The following is a 19,725-nucleotide window of genomic DNA, read 5'->3' on the forward strand; positions in this document are numbered from 1 at the left end:
TGCTTTTAGGACGGCGGGGGAGGGCATTTCTGAAGGCGCACGGTTTGCAGGACACTGCCGTCGCAGTAGGTTACCGATAGATCGGTCAAAAGGGGGACAATCGCTTTTAGGGTGAACGCTAGAGGCCTCGATTATCGCTTTTCGCAAGATGGCCGTGAGGTTGGAACACCGAAATTAACCCTTTACAGTGCGTTAAACCACTGATAGATTAAGATGTTAGCGGCAAATAGCTATCCCGATAGAGAGGGTGGAGTTGGAACCTGAGAGACGCGGGCTACGGAGCGCGCCAGACGATTCCGGGCCGCGAATGGACGCACGGCTGCGAGCCGTGCGTTTTTTTGCGGTGCGCCCGGCAGGGCGCACTCACTAGAAAGCGAAAGTCCTCTACACGCCCGGCAAGGGGAAGTGTTAGCCAGAGGCAAGGGTGTCGCGGGCGACTGCGAATCTAGAGGAAGCCCGAGACAAAGCGCTGGCTTGACGAACAGGAAGCGGGTATGAGGCATGGCGACTGGGTAAGATATCCATAATCACTGAAGCCCGAAACTTGCACCGACGTCGTTACGTATATCCGACAGGCATGAGCGTGAAGGTGGGGGTGTCATACTCGGGGAGAGCCGCTCGCGTGCTGGCGAAGGTGCCAGCTACTGACATCAAGAGGCGGCAGGATGGCGAGCAGAGGGCGTAGTAGGTCGAGGCGAAAGCGGCGGGCCGAAGATCACCGCGAACGAAGGCTCGAACAGGTATACCGAGAGTAGGATGGATGATCTGGACACACGCTGGTGATGCAGAAGTGCTGGAGATTGCTACTAACTTGTGACGTGAAACTTCACACAAAGTGGGGAAGAGCCACTTCTAAGTTGCTGCTGACAATGGCAACGGCACGGGGTGGCGACACATTTAGTGGTCAAGTATGTGCAAACTTAGCAGGGGCCAACTCCTCTCACATCCACAGCACCCCCCGTGCAGCGGATAGGGCAAGCGCTTTAGTCCCTTGGCAATGCCAGCGGCAGGTTTGTTTTTGGTTTCGGCATAGTTGTCGCTGTTTAAGGCTTGCCCGATCGCCAACTTCGCTCTCAATAACGAGATAGGAGGGGATATCGGATATTGCACGGCCAAGCTTTGTCAATGGCGTGACACTTGGGATGTTAAAATTCAATGTCAATCGCTCGATGACCGATGGCAGGCCGTTTCCTGTATCAAGGCAGTAGCTTACTCAACGCTTGCTTCAACTCGTCGCTTCCTTGGGCCTTGGGGATCTCCCGTTTTACGCAGATTTTATAAACAAGTTTTATATATTTATCATTGTCGAATGCTTTCAATAACCTGTCAGAGTGAGTTTGATAGGCCGGATTTGCAATAAGTTGTGCCAAGCCCACCGGCTGCAGCTGCTCTCTTTCCCAAATGGCAAACTGCTTAAATGCCGTAATAGTCCGAAAATTAGATTGATGTTGTTTAATAATGTTGATTGCCAGCTTATCGTCCGTATGCAATTGCGCATCCAGGTTTCTGTTGAATACAATTTTTTCTCCTGAAATAAGGCGTTTTATTGATGCATTGATTTGGTTTTTGTAATATTTGCTGGTGCTTGACTTGTAATGCTCAATGATTAAATCTAACATGTCCGGCTTTGCATTTTTGGCAATGCAATCCAGTTTGTTCGTTTGATCGTATGTTTTGGAAAGCCACCGTGCCAATGATCTTAAGACGACTTTATTGTTTGGCGACAAATGCGAAGCCTGTTGAAGCACTTTTTCATCGGTTTGCGTCGAAGATTGCGTCGCCAACCAGTACGCAATCAGTTCCTGTTTGACCTGAGTATCTATCTCTGCGGGCACAGGGTGTTTAGCAACTCCCGGCAAATCGATGCTGTCCAACGCCTGCTCGCACTCCCATGCCCGCAACTTTCGTAGCCACCGGACTGAGGCGCCGATGGAGCGGGCGTCAAATGGGGCGCGGTGCCCACCTACCGGGTTGGCCTGATACCGAGTGAATAATTGCTTTTGGCCGAGATCTGACAGATGACCGGCTTCAAGCCGTGTCAGCACATTGGTTAGGCTTTGCTCAGGCTGTTCCATCAGCCATTCCGATAGCCCTGGTAGGTTATGCACGTGCTGCTCTATACTACTCTTTTTCAATGATTTATCCGCATCCCGCGAGTCGCAATAGGCAAAATAGGCAGCCAGGCGCGCGGACAGATCTTGAAGAAGCGCAGCGTCCTGGGGATTGGGACGAAACGTGTAACTTCTGGCACGGGTGGCGTTGCCCAGGCCGGCCGGCGCGGTTCGGGTCGCCACGCTTGGCGGCGAGGCGTCGGATGGCAATTCGGCTCGCTGCGACGGCGTTGACGCCATAGGTGATGTGGGGCGGTGGGCCGATTCCACCTGGACCGTCTGGTGCCATGTCATGCCATACGCGTGGCGGCTCTCCGGCAGCGTATGCGGTCCACGCCGATCGCTGGAGGACCAACTCAGCATCGGTAGTGCATGCCCGCTCATCGAGCGCGGAGCTGGTCGCTGAACGGGTTGCGGTGTCGGCGCTTCGGCCCTATTGTCCATCTCGGTTCGAAGCGAGGTCGGATCCGACGTGTGGGAAGCAAACAAATAACGAGTATCCATTATGGGCTTGTCAGCCGCGCGGCGGCTGCCTGTGATGGCAAGAAAGGTGAGGCTATTGTTGCGGCACGCACCGCACGGCGCTGAGAAGTAACCGAAGCCAGGGCATGCCATGCGAGCCATTCTGGCGGCAAACGATAAGGTGAGGCATGCTCTCACGTGGTCAACCCGCGCTTTCCTCCTACCGGTCCCATTCCGGTTCTGCTCTGCCTTCCCTCATGGTCTTCCACGGTCAGCACCGATTCAACGTCAGCGCGCGGAAATAAGCGTCTAGCACTGACCGATCTGAGCGTGGCGGCTACGTCCACTAAATTTGAATCGAACCCAAGAAATTGGACAGTGAGCGACTATGCCTTCGTAAATAAATCGATGGATAAATCGGCAAACGGTGCTCGAATCAACGAACTATTCTTGTTGTTGACTTTCAAGGTTCGGCCTATAGGTCTCAAGTTCTCGCACCGCTTTCCCCCTGCTAAAGCGCTTAAATGCCTTGCGCGCAAGACACAGGCATTTTTAGCGCAGCCGCGACGACGGGCGGCCGCGTCGGTCACATCCAGTGCTGTAGGCCGAAATCAAACAACAGGACGACGGCAGAGCAAAACACGCCACACAGCAAATTGGCGATGCGATGCCCGAAGTCGTGATGGCGGCTGAGCGCCGCACCGATCAGAAACACGATCTCAATTGTCACCTGTAGTCCGAACCAGGCGAGCATCACAGTGTATTCGTACCCCATTGAACTGAAGTTGGCAAAGTTCATGCCGTGCCCGGATACCCATGAGCCGACCCGCCATATTTCATAGAGCAACAGCACCGCGGGGAATAGGTAGCTTACGATATAGGTGGGCATCGTTGCATGTCGCAACTCGAAGTGGTTCTCGTGTCGTAAGAGGTGAGTCGTGAGCCGCATGATCTGCTCCTCTAAGTATCCAACTTGTCACGTTATGGGTGGCACACGGCATGTGTGCGCCTGAATTGACTTTAGGCGGCTTGTGGCAAGGTTTCAATGATGCAATGCAGCATTATACTGCGTGGCACGGCAGCGGATGTACCCATGCAGCGTTGAGCAAGACGATGGCGCGGCGCATGGTGCGCCTTGCGTTAAGGTGCGCCAGGACGTGGGATTGGTGTTGCATTGCAGCAGTTGCCATGCAAGCGGCGATCGCAAAAATGCAAGCGGCGGCCAGTATGTGCAACCGTTGAACAGGCTGTGAAACGGGTCGTCCTACCCGATAGGGAATGCGCCGCCGTCCGCTGCGACCACGCTGCCCGCGTGCGTGACTTCCGGTTGTTCATTGCTTCGCTCCAGGCGCAGCACGGTGGCGAGTCGCTGCGCGTACCGCTGCGGATGATATTCACCGACGTCATAGCGGCGATTCGGCTGGCCGAGATGCCGTATCAGCGCGTCAAGCGCCGTGCGGTAGCTCGCCGTATCGCAGCGATACTTGAACTTATTGCCGATTTCGTCGCCGAACGTCGACAGGCTGCCGATGTCGTGCACGAGCGCCGGCAATCCGAGCATGGCCGCCTCGACGATCGACAGCGGCGCATTTTCTGCGCAGATCGACGGCAACACCACGGCATGCGCGGTCTCGCGCAATTCGGCTAGGAGTACGCGATGGGGACGCCTGCCGCGAAATTCGAGCTGCCCAGCACAAATCAAATCGGCGTTGCGGTGCTCGAGCGCGGCCCGTTCCGGCCCGTCGCCGAAAATCGTCAGCTTATTAAAATAGGCGAATTGCATGGCGCGTGCCAGCGCGATGAACTCGTTTAGCCCTTTTTCCGCCGCGATGCGGCCGGCGAATGCGAGGTTGATGCGGCGCGCTTGGATCGGTTTGGGCGCGCATATGGGCATGTCCGCGTCAATTGGGTTGGGCAGCAGCGACGTGTTCATGATGCCGGCGCGGTGCAGTGCTTGCTCCATGTACCGGCTCGGGCACAACAGCAGATCGAACACTCGGGCGGGATGACACAGCAGCCTGGTCGAATGCCAGTAAAGCTTTTTCAATGCATCATGCACCGCGCCTTTCGGACTTGTGCAGGTGATCAGCTTTCACGCCCGGCATGGCGCGCAACAGCTGTGCAGACGTCCGGTACACTTCCTCGGCGCCACCTTTAGAGGCGAAATCATTAATGATCAGCACATTGCAGCGTTTGTCCATGTCATTCTCTTCCAAACCCCGCGGCTTGCGATCTAACACGTGCGTTGCGGATCTGCGACATCGTGCCGTTGGATGCGTTAAGTCAGCTGGGCCGCGGCTGACCGCGCGCGGTCATTACGTTGGATGATGGGCATGCTGGTAACGCCGCTCTGCTGCCCGTGTTCGACAAGTATCGGGCGCGTCCGACCATTTTTTTGTGTAGCGGCGTCATCAAGCATCGCGCTGCACATTGGTGGATGCATTCGGCTGCCGCTGGTACAGATATCGAAAGATTAAAGCGGCTGCCAAACTGTGAACGCCTCGCGCAATTGCGCGAGCGCGGCTACCAAGGTGCGGAGCTGGGGCAAATCTTGCCCGTGCTGGCGGGCGACGGGCAGCCGGAGGAGCCGACGATCGGAGACGAGGGTCGCGATGGCCCGCGCCGACCGGGCTTAGCGTGTGGCAGGTCAAGCAAATGCGCGCGCGGGTCGACTTTCAGTCCCATACGCGTTTTCATCCGATCCTGACTTGCTGCGCGACGCCGAATGCGAGCAGGAGATCACCGGCTCCCGGCGGGACATCGAACGGTTGACCGGCCGGTCCTGTGAGCATTTTGCATATCCGAACGGCAACTATGGGGAAAGGGAGATCCGGCTGTTGCGCGCGGCCGGCTACCGCACCGCCAGAACGTGCGACGTCGGCTGGAACGATGACGCGACCGATCCGTTCAGGTTGCGTGCCATCGATATCCACGATGACTCATCGCTGGCATGGTTTATCGCGCAACTGACGGGGATTCCATTGTTCCTGCGCCATGCGCGGCACGGCGGCGGCTGGCGTGGCCGCAAGCCGCAATTCTGACCCGTGCAGCCGGCGCCAGCCGGCGGTCTGATCGGGATTTCGCAAAGAGCGTTAAAATAGCGGGGTAAACGCCTCCTCTGTGCCGCCGGCGAGCTCTCGCTGGTTCGCCGTGCAGCTTGCGCGACACAATGACTTCCCCCTATGGACGAACAGAAGAGACAGCGAATCATTGCGTATATTCACCACCGGATGGACGAATACGGTATTTCCATTGAGCGCTTGGCCGAAGCACTCGCTGAAGAGGAAAAGAAAATAAAGCCGATATTGTTTCGTGATGCGTATGGCAACGTATGGGATGGTGAGGGAGACATGCCCGATTGGCTCAAGCGAGCGGTGCATGCCGGACAATCGACCGAGCACTTCATGGTCGAGCCGAAGCAATGACCGGCGCCTTCCCGATGCCGCGCGCGACGCCGACGCGCGCGATGCTGCACGCTCAGTCCATGACACTGGCTGACGGCGCAAGTGTTGCTTTCGCGCAGGCGGGCAGTGGCGAGCCGATCGTGCTGGTTCACGGTTCGCTGTGCGACTACCGGTATTGGGAGCCGCAGTTCGTGCCGCTGGCGTCGACGCATCGCGTGCTGTCGCTCAGCCTCGGGCACTACTTTCCGACGCGCGAGCTCAATTGTGCGCTGCCGTTCAGCTGGAACGCACATGTACAGCAGATCGCCGTGTTCATCGACGAGGTGGTGCGCGAGCCGGCGCACGTAGTCGCGCATTCCCGTGGCGCCTACCTTGCGTTTCATCTTGCCCGCCGCTTTCCCGACCGGTTGCGCAGCGTGACGCTGGCCGACCCGGGCGGCGCCATTCAAGGCAGCGATGCGCCAAACGCGCCGGCGGCCGCGGGTCAGGTCAACACGCTGCGTACCCGTGCCGTAACGCTGATCGAGCAAGGCGAGGTGGACGCTGGTCTGGCTTTGTTTGTCGACTCGGTCAGCCGTCCAGGGTCATGGGCGCAAAGCCCGGACGGGTTCAAGGCAATGGCGCGCGACAACGCCCATACGCTGCGGCCGCAAATTGCGGAGCGGATGCCGGCCTTTGCCGAGCACGAGGCCGGCGCAATCACGGTGCCGGTTCTGCTGGTCGGCGGGGAGAAAAGCCCTTCAATGTTTCATCGGAACATCGGATGGCTGCACCAGCGCATCGACGGTGCCTGCCAAGTGATGATTACCGGCGCCTCGCACGGGATGAACCTGGCGCACCCGCGCGCATTCAATCGAGCGGTACTAGACTTTATTAATGCGCATGGCCGGGCGCGGTTGTCCGGAAATGGGGTGTCATCACGACGGACGTGGTGACCTGCCGGCGCGGCGCGCCAAAGATGAGCGCATTGGCGATCCTGTAGCGGTTGGCTTTGCGACATCCTCTGGGAGATTGCGCCGGGCTACTGCGGTTGCCATGACGATAATGGCAGGTTTGAGGGCCGGCCGCTACCTGTACCCGCTGCACGAAAACGGATGGACGGCTGCGCGCAGCGATTCGTTCGCGTTGACGCAGCAGTCCGCTGCGTGACGTGCTGTGGGCACCGGTCGTGCTACTGTTGGGAGGAGCGAGCCCAACCGGGAGATGGGATGACCAAGCTTTTTGTTTCGATGTTTTTTGCGCTCGCTTTGAGCGGCTGTATGCTGATGCAGCATAACCCCGACGCCGGCGAACCCGAGAAGGTTGCCTCGACTGGGCGCAGTACGGAGGACGTGATCGCGTGCATGACCGAGGCAGCGAGTCGGCATCATGCGTCATTTCGCGCGTCGCCGATTCCCCAGGGCCAAATGTTGGATTTCGGCGACTCCAACATCGTGAAGATCCGTACCGACGACGATGGCAGCACGAGCTTCCGGTTCTACCCAGGCAAGCGCCATCCTGGCAACCTGTGGATCGAGGGCGCAGCGCGTCAGTGCGCGGGTACGCCATGATGATCCGTTGCAACGCGGCGCCGGGGAGCGGTTGGCATTGCCGTGCGAGGGCAGGTTCGCGCGCGCGTCGCGCGACGGCGCACTGCGATGGCTGAACGCGTCGACCTTGCCGCCTATTTCGAGCGTATCGGCTATGCCGGGGCGGCGCAGCCGACGCTCCAGGTGCTGAGTGTGCTGCATGCGCTGCATCCGCGCGCGATTCCATTCGAGAATCTCGATCCTTTACGCGGCGAGCGCGTACTGTTGGACCTGGACCGGATCCAGCAAAAACTCGTGACCGGCGGCCGAGGCGGTTATTGCTTCGAGCACAACACACTGTTTGCCGCAGTGCTCATCGAGCTAGGCTTCGATGTGACGCCGATGCTTGCGCGCGTCTTATGGACGCGCGACGGTACCGACGTGACGGCCAAGTCCCACATGTTGTTGCATATCGCGCTACCCGAAGGGCCGTTCGTTGCCGATGTTGGCTTTGGTGCCATCACACTGACGGCGCCATTGCGGCTGGACGCGGGCGCCGTTCAGCCGACGCCGTTTGAGCCGGCTCGGCTCATCGGGCAGCCTGCGTTGCAACAGGGCTACGATCTCGAAGTAGCGCTGGGTTCGCGCTGGCAGAAGGTCTATCGGTTCGAGCTACGGCCCACGTATCGAATCGATCATGAGATGGCCAATTGGTACACTTGCGCCCATCCCGATTCGCATTTTATTCGCGAGCTGATCGTGTGCCGCGTCGTCGGCGACGCGCGTGCTGCGCTGCGCAACGATCGGCTCACGTTGCACCTGCGCGACGGCAGCGATCAACGGCGGCGACTGGTCAGCGCCGCCGAGTTGGCGGAGTGCCTGGTCGGTACGTTCGGTATCAATGTTGACGGCATGGATATCGACGCGTTGTTCGAAAAAATACGTGAGCCGTGATCGGCGCGGTCACGATGCTGGTTACGCGCTCGCCATCGCCGTGCGACCGCTACTTCAAACGCGTGCCGCTACAATCGAGCGCTGCCGTACATGCACTATGCGTGCGCGTTGTTCATTTCGTTTATGAAGTGAGTCCCTCGCTACTTGATAGGCAAGCGGAGTGCATGATTTATAAACTATATCAATGAAGAAGAGACGGCACTATGGATAATATTTATATATCTTCCGCTCTTTGGGGCGGTATAGGACAAATCGGTACTACTTCGACGCAACCAGGACAGGAGCCAACACCGGCGTCTATCGACGCCAGGCAGGCTCCTGTGCAAGGCCAGCTGTCGGTCTTGCGGGAGCATTCCCGTGCGCTTAAGGCAGCGCGGTTTGCACGAACATCGAGTGGCGTCATCGCGAACCAACCAGACAGCGCAGTCCACGTCGCGAAGCGCAACGCCCAGGCGTATGGCAGTATGCCTCCCTCCCCGAAGCGCCTGTTGCTGACCGCTCCTTTCACCCCCAGCGAGAGCGTGTTGGAGAGCGTTCCCAGTAGCACAGAGCGTCCGCAGCTGTCGAAAACAGACGCGCAAGGGCTACATAAGGGGCAACCTGCATTAATCGCGAACCACCCAAACAGTGCAGTCCACGTCGCGAAGCGCAAAGCCCAGGCGTATGGCAGTACGCCTCCCGCCCCGAAGCGCCTGTTGCTGACCGCTCCTTTCTCTCCCTGCCAGAGCGTGCTGGAGAGTGTGTCCAATAGCACAGAGTGTCTGCAGCTGTCGAAAACAGACGCGCAAGGGCCGCATAATGGGCAACCTGCATTAACCTTGGAGCAACTCAATTCGTTGCTCGCATCGTCACCTCTGCCGAGTGTCGAGGCTTGGCATGGTGGGTATGAAGAGCAACCTGCATTGACCCTGGAGCAGTTCAACCCACTGTTCGCTTCGTCACCTTTATGGAGCGGCAAGCCTTTGCCATAATCTGTCCAAGTTCAGGGCTACCGTGAGAATGGCGTTGCCCCGTCATGGGCTGAATCCACGCCCATGGCGTTCGACCATCAAGATGCAAGGAGCCCGGTACCCCGTTGAGCTTCACTCTGGCTAAACATGGCAAGACCGCGCGAGCTGTTGGCGGAAGACTCACACTGGCACGATACATTAACCGGCCTTTGTAAACTGGGCAAAGCCGACATTGTCATGCGGTGTCCACTACCTTAATCCATTTCGCGCTGATCGTCGAAGGTCCTCGTAGTGTGAACACGCCTTAGTGCGTATGCGCGCCCTACGGCATCGCGTGCGCCGCGATGAACCGCTTGACTACGTTATAGCGATGCTTGCGGGTGACACCATCGTCAGCTAGCAAACCGTAGTTTCCATCGCCACCGTACGCCTCGTCGTCGAACAATTCATACAGTGTAACGTTTTGAATATTGTACTTTTTGGCATTCTCCACTAGGCCGCCGAGCGCGTTCGGCCCCACCAGGTAGGCTGCCGATGCTTGTTCGCTCGCGCCCGGTCGGACGCCCAGTTCGGTGATCCAGATCGGCTTGCGGTACGTCTCATGCAAGTGCCTGAGCACGTTGACGCCTCGCGTGGCGGTGATGTCCCCCATGTCTGAATACCAATGCCATGCGGTGATGTCCCATTGCGGGATCCGGTGCCCTCGGGAGCCGTCGGGTTGTGTGCCGGTGTACAACATGTCCAGAAAACCAAAGTGCAGCCATCCTGGCGGGCACATCACGATCGTGGCGGAGGGGTTTGCAGCCTTTATCCCATCAATCATCCCGAGAATCGAACCACGAGCCTTCTGAAAAGAGGCGTTGTCATAGTCATCCGGATGACTGCCATGCCCGCGGCGAATGCTGACATTCTCGTACTCGTTCCCCACCTGGTAATATTGGACGACGCCCTTGAGCGTCATGGCGACCATCGTCCCCAGTTTTAACCCGTCGCGATAGGCTGCATCCTCGTTGGCATAGGCGCTTAGGTCGGCCGTTAGTGTTGCGAACACGCCGATGCATTGTTTTTTTGCCAGTTTAGCAATCCGAAGGACTTTTTGCGTACTGGCATAATTAAAAACATCATGTCCGTACATCGTCATACCGAGTTCCTTGACATGATCAAGTTGCGCTTCATAGCTGATCTTGTCATACACGCCTCCTTGCCCGACGTGGCCGCCAATGCCGTAGAACACCCCTTTAATGCTATTGCCGCACGGAATCGTTGGCGGCGCAGCCGGGGCCGGCGTGTTCGCCGGTCCGCTGGATTTCGCGGCGGCACCGGCCAGGTTCGGCAGGATGGCCGCTACTTTTGTGGCGCCCACATTCGAGACAGTCAAGTGCGATGCGACGTTCCCGCCGGTCTGATCGCTGCCAAAGGCCGTTTGCAGTGCCGCGCCGGCCAACGTTGCAATCGCGATCTTTACAAACCAGTAAAAATAACGTCTCATTCGATGCCCTTTGTATGGTACGCGCATCGTACATGCTACTGTACGCCGACAACGGTCCGATGTACGCGAAACCACAAATTACCAATAGTGGGCCGTTGACGCAGCAACGGACAAGCGGGTCGGCACATTTTGCGTGGTTAGCAGTCAGCGGAAAAGGCGAAGGCGGAACTCTGCGGTGTGGTACAGGGTAACTGCAAGAGGCCGTGTTCGGCGACGTAGGCTGGTTTGCCGCGCTCGCCAATGAGGTGACGGTGTTTTTGCGTTGTGAAAAGCTTGATCCAGTCGGATGCGATCGGTCGTCCAAGAATTGGATCGGTCACATCCGAGGTAATGTCAGATGATTACATCGGATGTGAGGCAACGAGCGGTTAGAACGCAGCTTAGCAACGTGCCAATGCAATCTTGTTAATCTATGTCAAACGTGGCGGTGCCTACGTGCAGGCGTTGTTGGATGATCGACAAGTGCCTTAACCGCATCGCCGTTACCCAACCTAGTCGCTGCGTCAGACATTTGCTCGACAATAAAATATTTAGAAATGGCTGCTGTCGACACCCGATGCCGATGCACGGCCGGTGCCGTGCGCGCAAGCTGCCGCAGTGGACGTCACGCAAGCCGATTCGGTCAACACCGTATTCGCAGCAGTCAATGCTGCGTTCGGTCCAGTGGACATCCTCGTGGACAACGCCGGGCACGCGCAAGCCGCGCCATTCAGCCGGACCGATTCGGCGTTGTGGCAACGCATGCTCGACGTAAACTTGGGCGGCGTGTACTGGTGCACACGCGCTGGCGCTCGAATATGCGACCCGCGGCGTCACGGTAAATGCGCTCTGCCCTGGTTACACGGACACGCCACTGCTGCGCGAGTCGATTGCGCAGATTGTGTCGAAGACTGGTCGTGACGAGGCGGATGCGCGACGCGAACTGATGTGCGCTAATCCGCAACGTCGTTTAATCGAGCCCGAAGAAGTGGCGGACACTGTGCTGTGGCTGTGCCCACCAGGGGCGCGCTCGATCAATGGTCATGCTATCTGTCAGCGGCGGGGAGGTGATGTGAACCTGAGCAGGCTGGACAATGTCGTCGACCTGGAACTGAGCGGTGGCGCCAGCAGCCATATGGGCCTGCGTCTGTGGCTACGGTGGTTGACCACGACCAACCTAGTGTAGACGGCGCTGCGCAAGCGGCTGCGCGCCGAGTTCGATATGACGCTGCCGCGTTTTGACCTGATGGCGCAGCTCGAGCGCCATCCGGACGGACTGAAGATGAGCGAGTTGTCGCGCCGGCTAATGGTGACCGGCGGTAACGTCACGGGCATCACGGACCAGCTCGAAAAAGAAGGGCTGGTCACGCGTGCGGAGGATCCGAGTGATCGCCGCGCGTATACAGTCCGGCTGACGCCGGCAGGGCGCGCGCTGTTCGACCGGATGGCGGCTGTGCACGAGCAATGGATCGCCGAACTGTTCGGCGGACTGGAACTAGACGAAAAGGCGAGATTGCACCAGAAGCTGGGCAAGCTCAAAAGCCACCTGTTGGACACACTGAAACGAGATGCATGATGACAAAACCGCTGACGCATCGCTCGTCTCCGGCAACCGGACGACGCTCGCGGACTACCGTGCGCAGCATTTCCTGTGGCAGGTCGAGGGCAAGGTCGCGACGATCGTGCTGAACCGGCCCGAGCGCAAGAACCCGTTGACCTTCGCATCCTATGCTGAACTGCGTGATCTATTTCGTGCGCTAACGTATGCGACGGACGTCAAGGCGGTCGATGGCGTATGCGCGGGCGCCGGCGCGGTCGTCGCAATGGCATCGGACCTGCGGCTAGGCACTCAGCGCACATGATTTTGCCGGGCAGGCGCGACAGGCGCTGGCCAACCTGATGGCCGTGCTCGAACAGGCCGGCGGTCGCGGCGAGCACTTGGTGCGCATGACCTGGTACGTAACCGACAAGCGCGAGTATTTAGCGGCCGCCAAGGAAGTGGGGGCGGCGTTCCGCGAAATTGTCGGCCACTACGACATCGCGATGAGCGCGATCCAGGTGGTGGCATTGATCGAGGACGACGCAAAGGTTGAGATCGAGGTGACCGCGGTTATCCCCGAGGGCGAAGCCGCGTGCCGCTAGCGGGGGAACTGTCGGCGCCGACTCGTGGGAGGCGTGTGCAAGTCAGCGCGGTCGGTTGGAACCATCGGCTTGCGTCTTATGTCAATGTTGCGCCGGGCAGTCGTGCTGCCTGAATTTTAGGAAACCGTATTGATGGAACAATCTGCTCATCTCGATACCTTCGCCCGCGACCACTTGCCGCCGCCGGAGCAATGGCCCGAATTGCTGCTCGACAATCCCGATGTTGCCTATCCGGCGCGTTTTAATTGCGCGGTCGAATTGGTCGATCGCGCAGTCGAGGCGGGCCATGGCGAACGCTGCGCGATCTGGTCGGATCGCGCGGGCGAGCGGCACGCGACGAGCTATCGCGAATTGCAGGCGCTGGTGAGCCGTACCGCTAGAGTATTGGTCCAGGACATGGGGTTGGTGCCCGGTAATCGGGTGCTGCTGCGCGGCCCGAACACGCTGAACATGGCGGTGATGTGGCTCGCCGCAGTGAAGGCGGGCCTCGTGACGGTGCCAACGATGCCGCTGCTGCGCGCGAAAGAACTCAAGCAGATCATCGACAAGGCGCAGATCGCCGCCGCGTTGTGTGACGTGCGACTGGCTGAGGAAATCGAGTATTGCCGCACACCCGGACATGAGCACTTCTGCACGACGCTGAAGGATGTGCGCTTTTTCAATCATGAAGCACCGGATTCGATTGACGTGCTGGCGCGCTGCAAGGCTCCCGAGTTCGACGCGTGCGATACCGCGAGCGACGACGTTTGCCTGATTATCTTCACCAGCGGCACGACCGGGGCGCCAAAAGGATGCATGCATTTTCACCGCGACGTGCTCGCGATGTGCGATCTATTCTCCCGTCATGTGCTCAAGCCGCGAGCCGACGACATATTCTGCGGCACGCCGCCGCTGGCCTTTACGTATGGCCTGGGCGGACTGCTGTGCTTTCCGCTGCGCGTTGGCGCATCGACTGTGCTGATCGAGAAGCTGACGCCGGACGGGTTGCTGGCCACGATCGAGCGCTTCCGCGCGACGATGGTCTTTACCGCGCCGACCTTCTATCGGCAGATGACAGCGCTGACTGCTCGGTACGATATCGGATCGCTGCGTAGCAGCGTGTCGGCCGGCGAAGCGCTGCCGGATGCGACGCGCCAGGCGTGGAAACAGGCGAGCGGGCTGGAGATGATCGACGGTATCGGCAGCACCGAAATGATCCATATCTTCATTGGCAGCGCCGGCGCGCAAGTGCGGCGCAACGCCATCGGCAAGGCGGTACCCGGCTACGTGGTGCAAGCGTTGGACGGCGAGATGCGGCCGGTGCCTCCAGGTACGCCGGGCAAGCTCGCCGTGAAGGGCCCCACCGGCTGTAAGTACCTCGCCGACGAACGGCAGGCGAAAGCCGTGCGCAACGGCTGGAACCTATCGGGTGATACCGTGGTGATCGATGAGGATGGCTACGTGTTCTATCTGGGAAGGGCCGACGACATGATCATCTCGGCCGGTTACAACATCGCGGGGCCGGAAGTCGAGGGGGCACTGATGAAGCATCCGGCCGTGGCCGAGTGCGCGGTGATCGGCGTGCCCGACGGGGAGCGGGGGCAGATTGTTAAGGCGTTTGTCATTCTGGCAGCGGGGTACGAGCCCAGCGACGCGTTGGTTTCGCAATTGCAGGAACATGTAAAACAGACGATCGCGCCATACAAATATCCGCGCAGCATCGTGTTTACCGATGACTTGCCGCGTACCGAGAGCGGCAAGCTGATGCGGGTTGCGTTACGCCAGGCAGGATGACGGCGCAGTGGCCGGCCCGTATAGGGCGGGATGTAGTTGTAAATTCGTTTGAACGGTTGCTGATACCAACGATACATTCAGGATAGTAGCCGGGTTCTGATAGAGCTATGCTTTTTGAGTATGGCGACTGCTTTTTTATCAAAGGTAGTAAAAACCTCTGCGCCGAGGGCCAAGCCTTCATAGGCTATGACACCATCGGCAAAATCACCCCCCGCCCGTAACATCGCCAGACCAGCATCGACTCCGCCACGGTCAACTTCGACGTTGTCGGCTTCTACGAGAACGGCTATAGCGTTGGCTATATCCTCTGCCGCCAATTTATAGCCTCGCGATAGATTCCATGCAACCTCGCATAACACCGGCAAGGCAATAGCGACCAGTGTTGCTTCCCGCATCACTTGGTGAGCTATTGTTGCCTGTTCAATATCATCAGCCAATAAGTAGCGCAGTACAACATTGGTATCAACAGCCAATTTCATTCTTCACCCGCCCAACCTTTGCGGGAAATTTCGTTCATCTCTTCGATGGATAAAACGAAATTGTCTTTATTTTTTGCCTTGAGAATGCCAAACGCATCATCAATGCTCCGTCCTTCCCGCACTGCCTGGATGACAGCCCGGCCATCCGGGAGCGTATCGACGTTAAGCTTTTGACCTGGACGAAGTCCCAGATGGCGCAAAAGTTCTTGTTTGAATGTCACCTGCCCTTTTGCGGTGACGGTGAGAGTAATCATGGCCTCTACCTTGTTCACGGTTACAATTACATTGTAAGGCAAAAATGCCTTACAGGCAAGGCGAGCGATGCACTTTGCCAAAAATTAAACGAAACATCAATGACAACTTTCGGGGCAGCTCACTCGTAACCCTGAATCAATTCTCCACGTGGAGCCCAGTGCAGTTTGCTAACCGAATCGCTCGATCCACGATTATGGTAACCAGGGGCGATGCGTGCACACCGCTAGCATAATGAATCGATTCAGCTATCGATATGCGTTTCTCATCAGGCGGGAAACACGGGCTCTCCGAGAGTGAGCATGAGGCGATTAACCCATGCGAAGATGGCGATCGCGTGGCTTAGATCAAGTATCTCGGCTTTTGTTAGGCCCACCTCGTGAAGCGCGTCGATCAGCTTGTTGAGCAGCGCGGCGGTTTCGGCGCCGCTGGAACTGAGCGCGGCGAGGCGCCCGCGACAGGCGCGTGCCGCCGCGTTATTCGCGACGCGTATTTTGGCGGTCCGCTCGCTGCGCAAACTGCATCGTGAGCGGGCTGTCTTGATCCGGATATTGGGGCAACGGGTGCGTGGAGTGGCCCTTGTACCATGTGGCTCCCTACCTCGACACATCTTCGCAAGACGTGCGTGAGGCGATAGCTGCTCTTGACCTCGGCGAGTAGAGCTTAAGCTGAACGAGAAGAAAACCGATAACGCTCAAGGGTAGGGCTTCGATTTCATGTTCACATTAGCTAGCTTAAACTAAGTCCATGCCGATAGGGGTACTATGCAGACCTGCGACTCAAAAGCTTGTAGCGTGTCGGCTATTATCTGGAAGCGGCATCACGGTGCTATGGGCAAATTTGGATGCCGGCGAATCGCAATTGGGCGGTAGACTGCTTACTAGCATAAAACCGGCCCGACTGAGCGGTCAAGCCGCCCATGCTCGTGTAAGCAACACCCATGTCGCTCACACGGTCGGCCGGTGCCCTTGGGGTTATGCTTGCTGTGTGTCGGGGTGAGCCGAGTGGTAGGCGTCGATCATTTCCTTGAGCTTGGCGCCAAACGGTCCGCCGCCGCCGAGGGGCCCATTGAAAATCTGGTTGAGTGCCTCAAGCTGTTTTCCTTGATCCGCCGACATAGTTTTGGGGTCTAGCGACTGCAGGTTAGACAGATCTAAAAAACCGCCGCCAATGGTAGGCATCATAACGCTCTCCTTTAAGTAGATGTGCTGGGCTGACTTTCAGCCGCCGAGCAGCACAACGATGCCATGCTGAACTGCGTGGAGTCCGGCGTTCACGAAGCAACACGTTGCGACACGAACTCAGGCTCGCGTCGTCGCGCAGGCATTGGCGTCAAACACCGACCGCCATGGGTTGCGCAAAAACCGCTCGCCGAAACCCTGGAATGTCCCACGCAACGGTGAACCGTCGTTGCCACACGCGCGCGACGGCTGTGGCACGCTGCGCAAAGCTCGTTTCCGCAGTCCCTGAATTTAACCTCAGTCATTTGCCGGCAACTGAAGGCCTGAGCTATGGCAGCGGCGCGTAATCTGAGCGGCTTCATGATGCATAGCGTACTGGCCGTAACGCCGCAGGGATTGCCGGAGAGGGACTCGCCGTTTTGCGCCAGCTGGCTTATCCTTCGGCGGTTGCAAAAAGCGGAGGCACCGATGCTGATCAACTGCGCTGCATACCACGATGGTCGCAAGATGGGCGACATCCCGGTGGGTGACATTAGCGAATACGTCGCGAAACCGGACTGTTTTGTTTGGGTGGCGCTGAAAGACCCGGATCCCGAAGAATTGGCACAGATGGCACATGAGTTCGGCTTGCACGAGCTGGCGGTCGAGGACGCACGCCATGGCCATCAACGGCCGAAAATCGAAGAGTATGGCGCGTCGCTGTTCGCTGTGCTGCACACGGTCGAGCAAACGTCAGACAAAGAATTGGAAGTTGGCGAGGTGGCGGTTTTTGTCGGCGCGAACTATGTGTTGACCATTCGCGCCGGCAGTCAGCAGGGCTTTCAGGACGTGCGTGCCCGTTGCGAGCGCGACGTGCATTTGCTGCGGCACGGCTCGGCTTTCGTGCTGTACGCACTGATCGACAGCGTGGTGGACCGCTATTTTCCCGTCGTCGAGGCGTTGATCGATGAGTCGGAGATCGTCGAGGACCGGATCTTCGAGAAGAAGGGCACTGCGGCCTCGCGTGACGTGGTCGAGGACCTGTATTCGCTCAAGCGCCGCTTTGTGCGGCTGCATCACCATGTCGCGCCTTTGCTGGAGGCGGTGGGGAAGTTGCAGGGTGGCCGCGTCCCGGCGCTGTGCGCCGGCATGGAGGCGTATTTCCGTGATGTCTATGATCATCTGGTGCGCATCGACAAGCTAATCGAAGGTCGCCGAGAGATGATCTCGACCGCGATTCAGGTGAACCTAGGCATGATCTCGCTGGCTGAAAGTGAGACGACTAAGCGGCTCGGCGCGTTCGCCGCGCTGTTCGCCAGTCCGACGATGATTGCGGGAATCTACGGGATGAATTTCCAGAGCATACCGGAGCTGCACTGGCAGTATGGCTATCCGGTTTGCCTGACGGTCATGTTGGCGATCGATGCGGTATTGTGGTGGCGGTTTAGGAAGGCAGGCTGGCTTTGACCCTGCAGCGTGGGTCGATGGAACATCCCGACCTTGGGGCGGCTCGCGTCGCTGCGGCTGCGGCCTGGCGTGCTGTTTCGCGCGTTCGCGAGGATAAGCCTGGTTCGCTTCGGCGGCGTGATGTCCCGTGCGGCGCTTTCCTCTTTTGCGGTCCCATTGCCGGATACGAGCCATGCAGGGCCCGGCGTTGCTTGCCGGCGGCACGGTGATGCACCGTCCGGGCCGAGCTTTGTCGCGCTTCCTCCGTAAGGTAAGGCGCCGGCTGCGGCAACTATCGGCGCGGGGGCTATGACGGAACGACCTCACGCACGTGGTGCACGCCCTGCATCTGCTTGAGTCGGCGCACAATGGTCGCGAATTCCGGATCGGTGACCCGCGAGAACGCGATCGTCACCTCATCGATGTCGCCGCCGTCTTCCTGTTGCTGTACGATGAAGCGCTTGATGCGTTCGCTGCCCGGGCCAAGCACCTCGGACAAGGTATCGATCGACAACGCACCGCGGCTGGCGACGAGCCGCACTTCGCGGCGGAGCTTGGCCGCGATGAAGCGTCGCTCAAGCGGCTTCACGCCGACTAAGATCACCAAGATGATCGCCGTTGCGGCGCTGGACGCAACGTACAGTCCGCCGCCTACGGCCAGCCCGACGCCAGCTACGGTCCACAGGCTCGCCGCGGTCGTTAGCCCCCGGATGACTTCCCCGCGCAGCAGGATCGAGCCGGCACCAAGAAACCCAATGCCGGACACCACCTGGGCGGCGACCCGCGACGGATCCAGCACCACGCCTTCCTTACCTTGCACCTGTGTGAAGCCGTAGGTCGACACGATCATGATCAGGGCGGAACCGACGCACACCAGCATGTGGGTGCGCAGTCCGGCTGCCCACTGTAGCCGTTCCCGTTCGATGCCGATCACGCTGCCGAGTGCCGCTGCCATCAGCAGCCGCCCGACCAGCTCTAGGTTGCTGACCGGGCCAGCTATTCCAATCAGATTCCAGTTCATTGCATGCTTCCGGTGTTGGGCCGCGCCGGCGTAGGTCGCCGACGCAGCAGCCAAAACGCAAGATTACTGGAAAATCAGTCGGGGCGGTGCTGGCCGGCGATGCATAGGTTGACCGCCGCTATTCACGTGACTCACGTGACGCGCCCCGTCGCGGTCCGGGCGGTGCCGTGATACGGCTGCGCATTCGTGTCCGATGATGCCGGTTCGCGTCCGGTAATGCTTGCCGGCGCAGCAGCACGGGCGCGATGCCCGCGATCCACGCTTCACATTGCGCAGCACCGGTACATCATCGTAGTGCTTGGCGGTGTTCTTCAGCGTGACGCTTGTCATGTCTGTCTCCCGTTGAACCCGTCGGACGATGCCGCGACGACGCCCGTGGCACTGTCCTCGACCACGATGCATTGCGTCGGGGCAACGTTAAGCGAGTGTGCGGCCGTAAGGTAGACATCCGGGTCGGCTCCGGCGCAGCGACTTGATCGGCACAGAACAGCCATACGCCAAAGTGTGGCACGAGGCCGGTGTGCTGCATTGCCGCATGGCATGGCTGAAAACCCATGCAGGCATTATTCCGGGGCGTTCTATGCTGTGCAACATT

Annotated in this window: 18 protein-coding genes and 4 pseudogenes; 12 read left to right on the forward strand and 10 right to left on the reverse strand. The window is 58.9% G+C overall.

The genetic code is table 11. The annotated features are described in order from the left end of the window. Positions 1-1,196: 1,196 nt before the first annotated feature. The 4 genes from RA167_RS12625 to RA167_RS12640 form a co-directional block, all read right to left on the reverse strand. Positions 1,197-2,405, reverse strand: coding sequence for a hypothetical protein (locus tag RA167_RS12625; RefSeq protein ID WP_175972473.1), 1,209 nt, complete (start codon positions 2,403-2,405; stop codon positions 1,197-1,199). 754 nt (positions 2,406-3,159) lie between these two features. Beyond that, positions 3,160-3,522 (reverse strand): hypothetical protein, encoded by a 363-nt coding sequence (locus RA167_RS12630; protein WP_076787973.1) that lies wholly within the window; start codon positions 3,520-3,522, stop codon positions 3,160-3,162. A 315-nt stretch (positions 3,523-3,837) separates the two neighbouring features. Continuing rightward, on the reverse strand, positions 3,838-4,620 hold the full coding sequence (locus RA167_RS12635; protein WP_237574358.1) for a glycosyltransferase family 4 protein: 783 nt from the start codon (positions 4,618-4,620) through the stop codon (positions 3,838-3,840). Positions 4,621-4,624: 4 nt separating this feature from the next. Further along, a complete protein-coding gene (locus tag RA167_RS12640) occupies positions 4,625-4,774 on the reverse strand; it encodes a hypothetical protein (protein WP_235091147.1) in 150 nt (49 codons plus the stop codon). Between the two features lie 507 nt (positions 4,775-5,281). Here RA167_RS12640 and RA167_RS12645 point away from each other — a divergent pair. The 6 genes from RA167_RS12645 (at position 5,282) to RA167_RS12675 (ending at position 9,410) form a co-directional block, all read left to right on the forward strand. Next, positions 5,282-5,614, forward strand: a complete 333-nt coding sequence (locus RA167_RS12645) for a polysaccharide deacetylase family protein (RefSeq protein ID WP_076787976.1) — start codon at positions 5,282-5,284, stop codon at positions 5,612-5,614. Positions 5,615-5,755: 141 nt separating this feature from the next. After that, positions 5,756-5,998, forward strand: a complete 243-nt coding sequence (locus tag RA167_RS12650; RefSeq protein WP_076787977.1) for an H-NS family nucleoid-associated regulatory protein — start codon at positions 5,756-5,758, stop codon at positions 5,996-5,998. Beyond that, on the forward strand, positions 5,995-6,912 hold the full coding sequence (locus RA167_RS12655) for an alpha/beta fold hydrolase (RefSeq protein WP_083706104.1): 918 nt from the start codon (positions 5,995-5,997) through the stop codon (positions 6,910-6,912). Before RA167_RS12650 ends, RA167_RS12655 begins: the two co-directional genes overlap by 4 nt. 273 nt (positions 6,913-7,185) lie before the next feature. Then, complete coding sequence (locus RA167_RS12665) at positions 7,186-7,527, forward strand: hypothetical protein (RefSeq protein ID WP_076787978.1); 342 nt, start codon at positions 7,186-7,188, stop codon at positions 7,525-7,527. Positions 7,528-7,614: 87 nt separating this feature from the next. Next, positions 7,615-8,439 carry an arylamine N-acetyltransferase family protein gene (locus RA167_RS12670; protein WP_076788585.1) on the forward strand — a complete coding sequence of 275 codons (825 nt, stop codon included), beginning with the start codon at positions 7,615-7,617 and terminating at the stop codon, positions 8,437-8,439. A 464-nt stretch (positions 8,440-8,903) separates the two neighbouring features. Continuing rightward, complete coding sequence (locus RA167_RS12675) at positions 8,904-9,410, forward strand: hypothetical protein (protein ID WP_139337170.1); 507 nt, start codon at positions 8,904-8,906, stop codon at positions 9,408-9,410. A gap of 301 nt (positions 9,411-9,711) precedes the next feature. Here RA167_RS12675 and RA167_RS12680 read toward each other — a convergent pair whose 3' ends face one another. After that, a complete protein-coding gene (locus RA167_RS12680) occupies positions 9,712-10,878 on the reverse strand; it encodes a glycosyl hydrolase (RefSeq protein ID WP_237574357.1) in 1,167 nt (388 codons plus the stop codon). A gap of 594 nt (positions 10,879-11,472) precedes the next feature. On the opposite strand from RA167_RS12680, the pseudogene RA167_RS12685 reads away from it, so the two are divergent. The 5 genes and pseudogenes from RA167_RS12685 to RA167_RS12705 form a co-directional block, all read left to right on the forward strand. Beyond that, a pseudogene (locus tag RA167_RS12685) lies at positions 11,473-11,933 on the forward strand (SDR family NAD(P)-dependent oxidoreductase); the annotation flags it as partial. A gap of 146 nt (positions 11,934-12,079) precedes the next feature. Continuing rightward, a complete protein-coding gene (locus RA167_RS12690; RefSeq protein WP_370643019.1) occupies positions 12,080-12,433 on the forward strand; it encodes a MarR family winged helix-turn-helix transcriptional regulator in 354 nt (117 codons plus the stop codon). Then, positions 12,426-12,716, forward strand: a pseudogene (locus RA167_RS12695) (enoyl-CoA hydratase); the annotation flags it as partial. The gene RA167_RS12690 and the pseudogene RA167_RS12695, both read left to right, overlap by 8 nt. Position 12,717: 1 nt before the next feature. Further along, a pseudogene (locus tag RA167_RS12700) lies at positions 12,718-12,999 on the forward strand (RidA family protein); the annotation flags it as partial. Positions 13,000-13,131: 132 nt separating this feature from the next. Further along, entirely contained in the window at positions 13,132-14,772 is a 1,641-nt protein-coding gene (locus tag RA167_RS12705; protein ID WP_076787983.1) for an AMP-binding protein, read from the forward strand. Positions 14,773-14,849: 77 nt separating this feature from the next. Here the strand turns inward: RA167_RS12705 and RA167_RS12710 are convergent, their stop codons facing one another. From RA167_RS12710 to RA167_RS12725, 4 genes and pseudogenes are all read right to left on the reverse strand, one after another. Then, positions 14,850-15,251, reverse strand: coding sequence for a type II toxin-antitoxin system VapC family toxin (locus RA167_RS12710; RefSeq protein WP_076787984.1), 402 nt, complete (start codon positions 15,249-15,251; stop codon positions 14,850-14,852). Next, a complete protein-coding gene (locus tag RA167_RS12715; protein WP_076788588.1) occupies positions 15,248-15,505 on the reverse strand; it encodes an AbrB/MazE/SpoVT family DNA-binding domain-containing protein in 258 nt (85 codons plus the stop codon). The genes RA167_RS12710 and RA167_RS12715 overlap by 4 nt, the downstream gene beginning before the upstream one ends. Before the next feature lie 266 nt (positions 15,506-15,771). Next, positions 15,772-15,897: pseudogene (locus RA167_RS12720) on the reverse strand (alkylhydroperoxidase); the annotation flags it as partial. A 580-nt stretch (positions 15,898-16,477) separates the two neighbouring features. Beyond that, complete coding sequence (locus RA167_RS12725) at positions 16,478-16,687, reverse strand: hypothetical protein (RefSeq protein WP_076787985.1); 210 nt, start codon at positions 16,685-16,687, stop codon at positions 16,478-16,480. Positions 16,688-17,152: 465 nt separating this feature from the next. Here RA167_RS12725 and corA point away from each other — a divergent pair, with 465 nt between their 5' ends. Next, the gene (gene corA, locus RA167_RS12730) at positions 17,153-18,130 is read left to right on the forward strand and encodes a magnesium/cobalt transporter CorA (RefSeq protein WP_076788590.1); all 978 of its coding nucleotides are present in this window, start codon (positions 17,153-17,155) and stop codon (positions 18,128-18,130) included. 286 nt (positions 18,131-18,416) lie between these two features. Here corA and RA167_RS12735 read toward each other — a convergent pair whose 3' ends face one another. After that, positions 18,417-19,130, reverse strand: coding sequence for an MgtC/SapB family protein (locus RA167_RS12735; RefSeq protein WP_076788591.1), 714 nt, complete (start codon positions 19,128-19,130; stop codon positions 18,417-18,419). Positions 19,131-19,725 lie beyond the last annotated feature (595 nt).

The sequence above is a fragment of the Mycetohabitans endofungorum genome, from assembly GCF_037477895.1.
Taxonomy (GTDB): Bacteria; Pseudomonadota; Gammaproteobacteria; order Burkholderiales; family Burkholderiaceae; genus Mycetohabitans.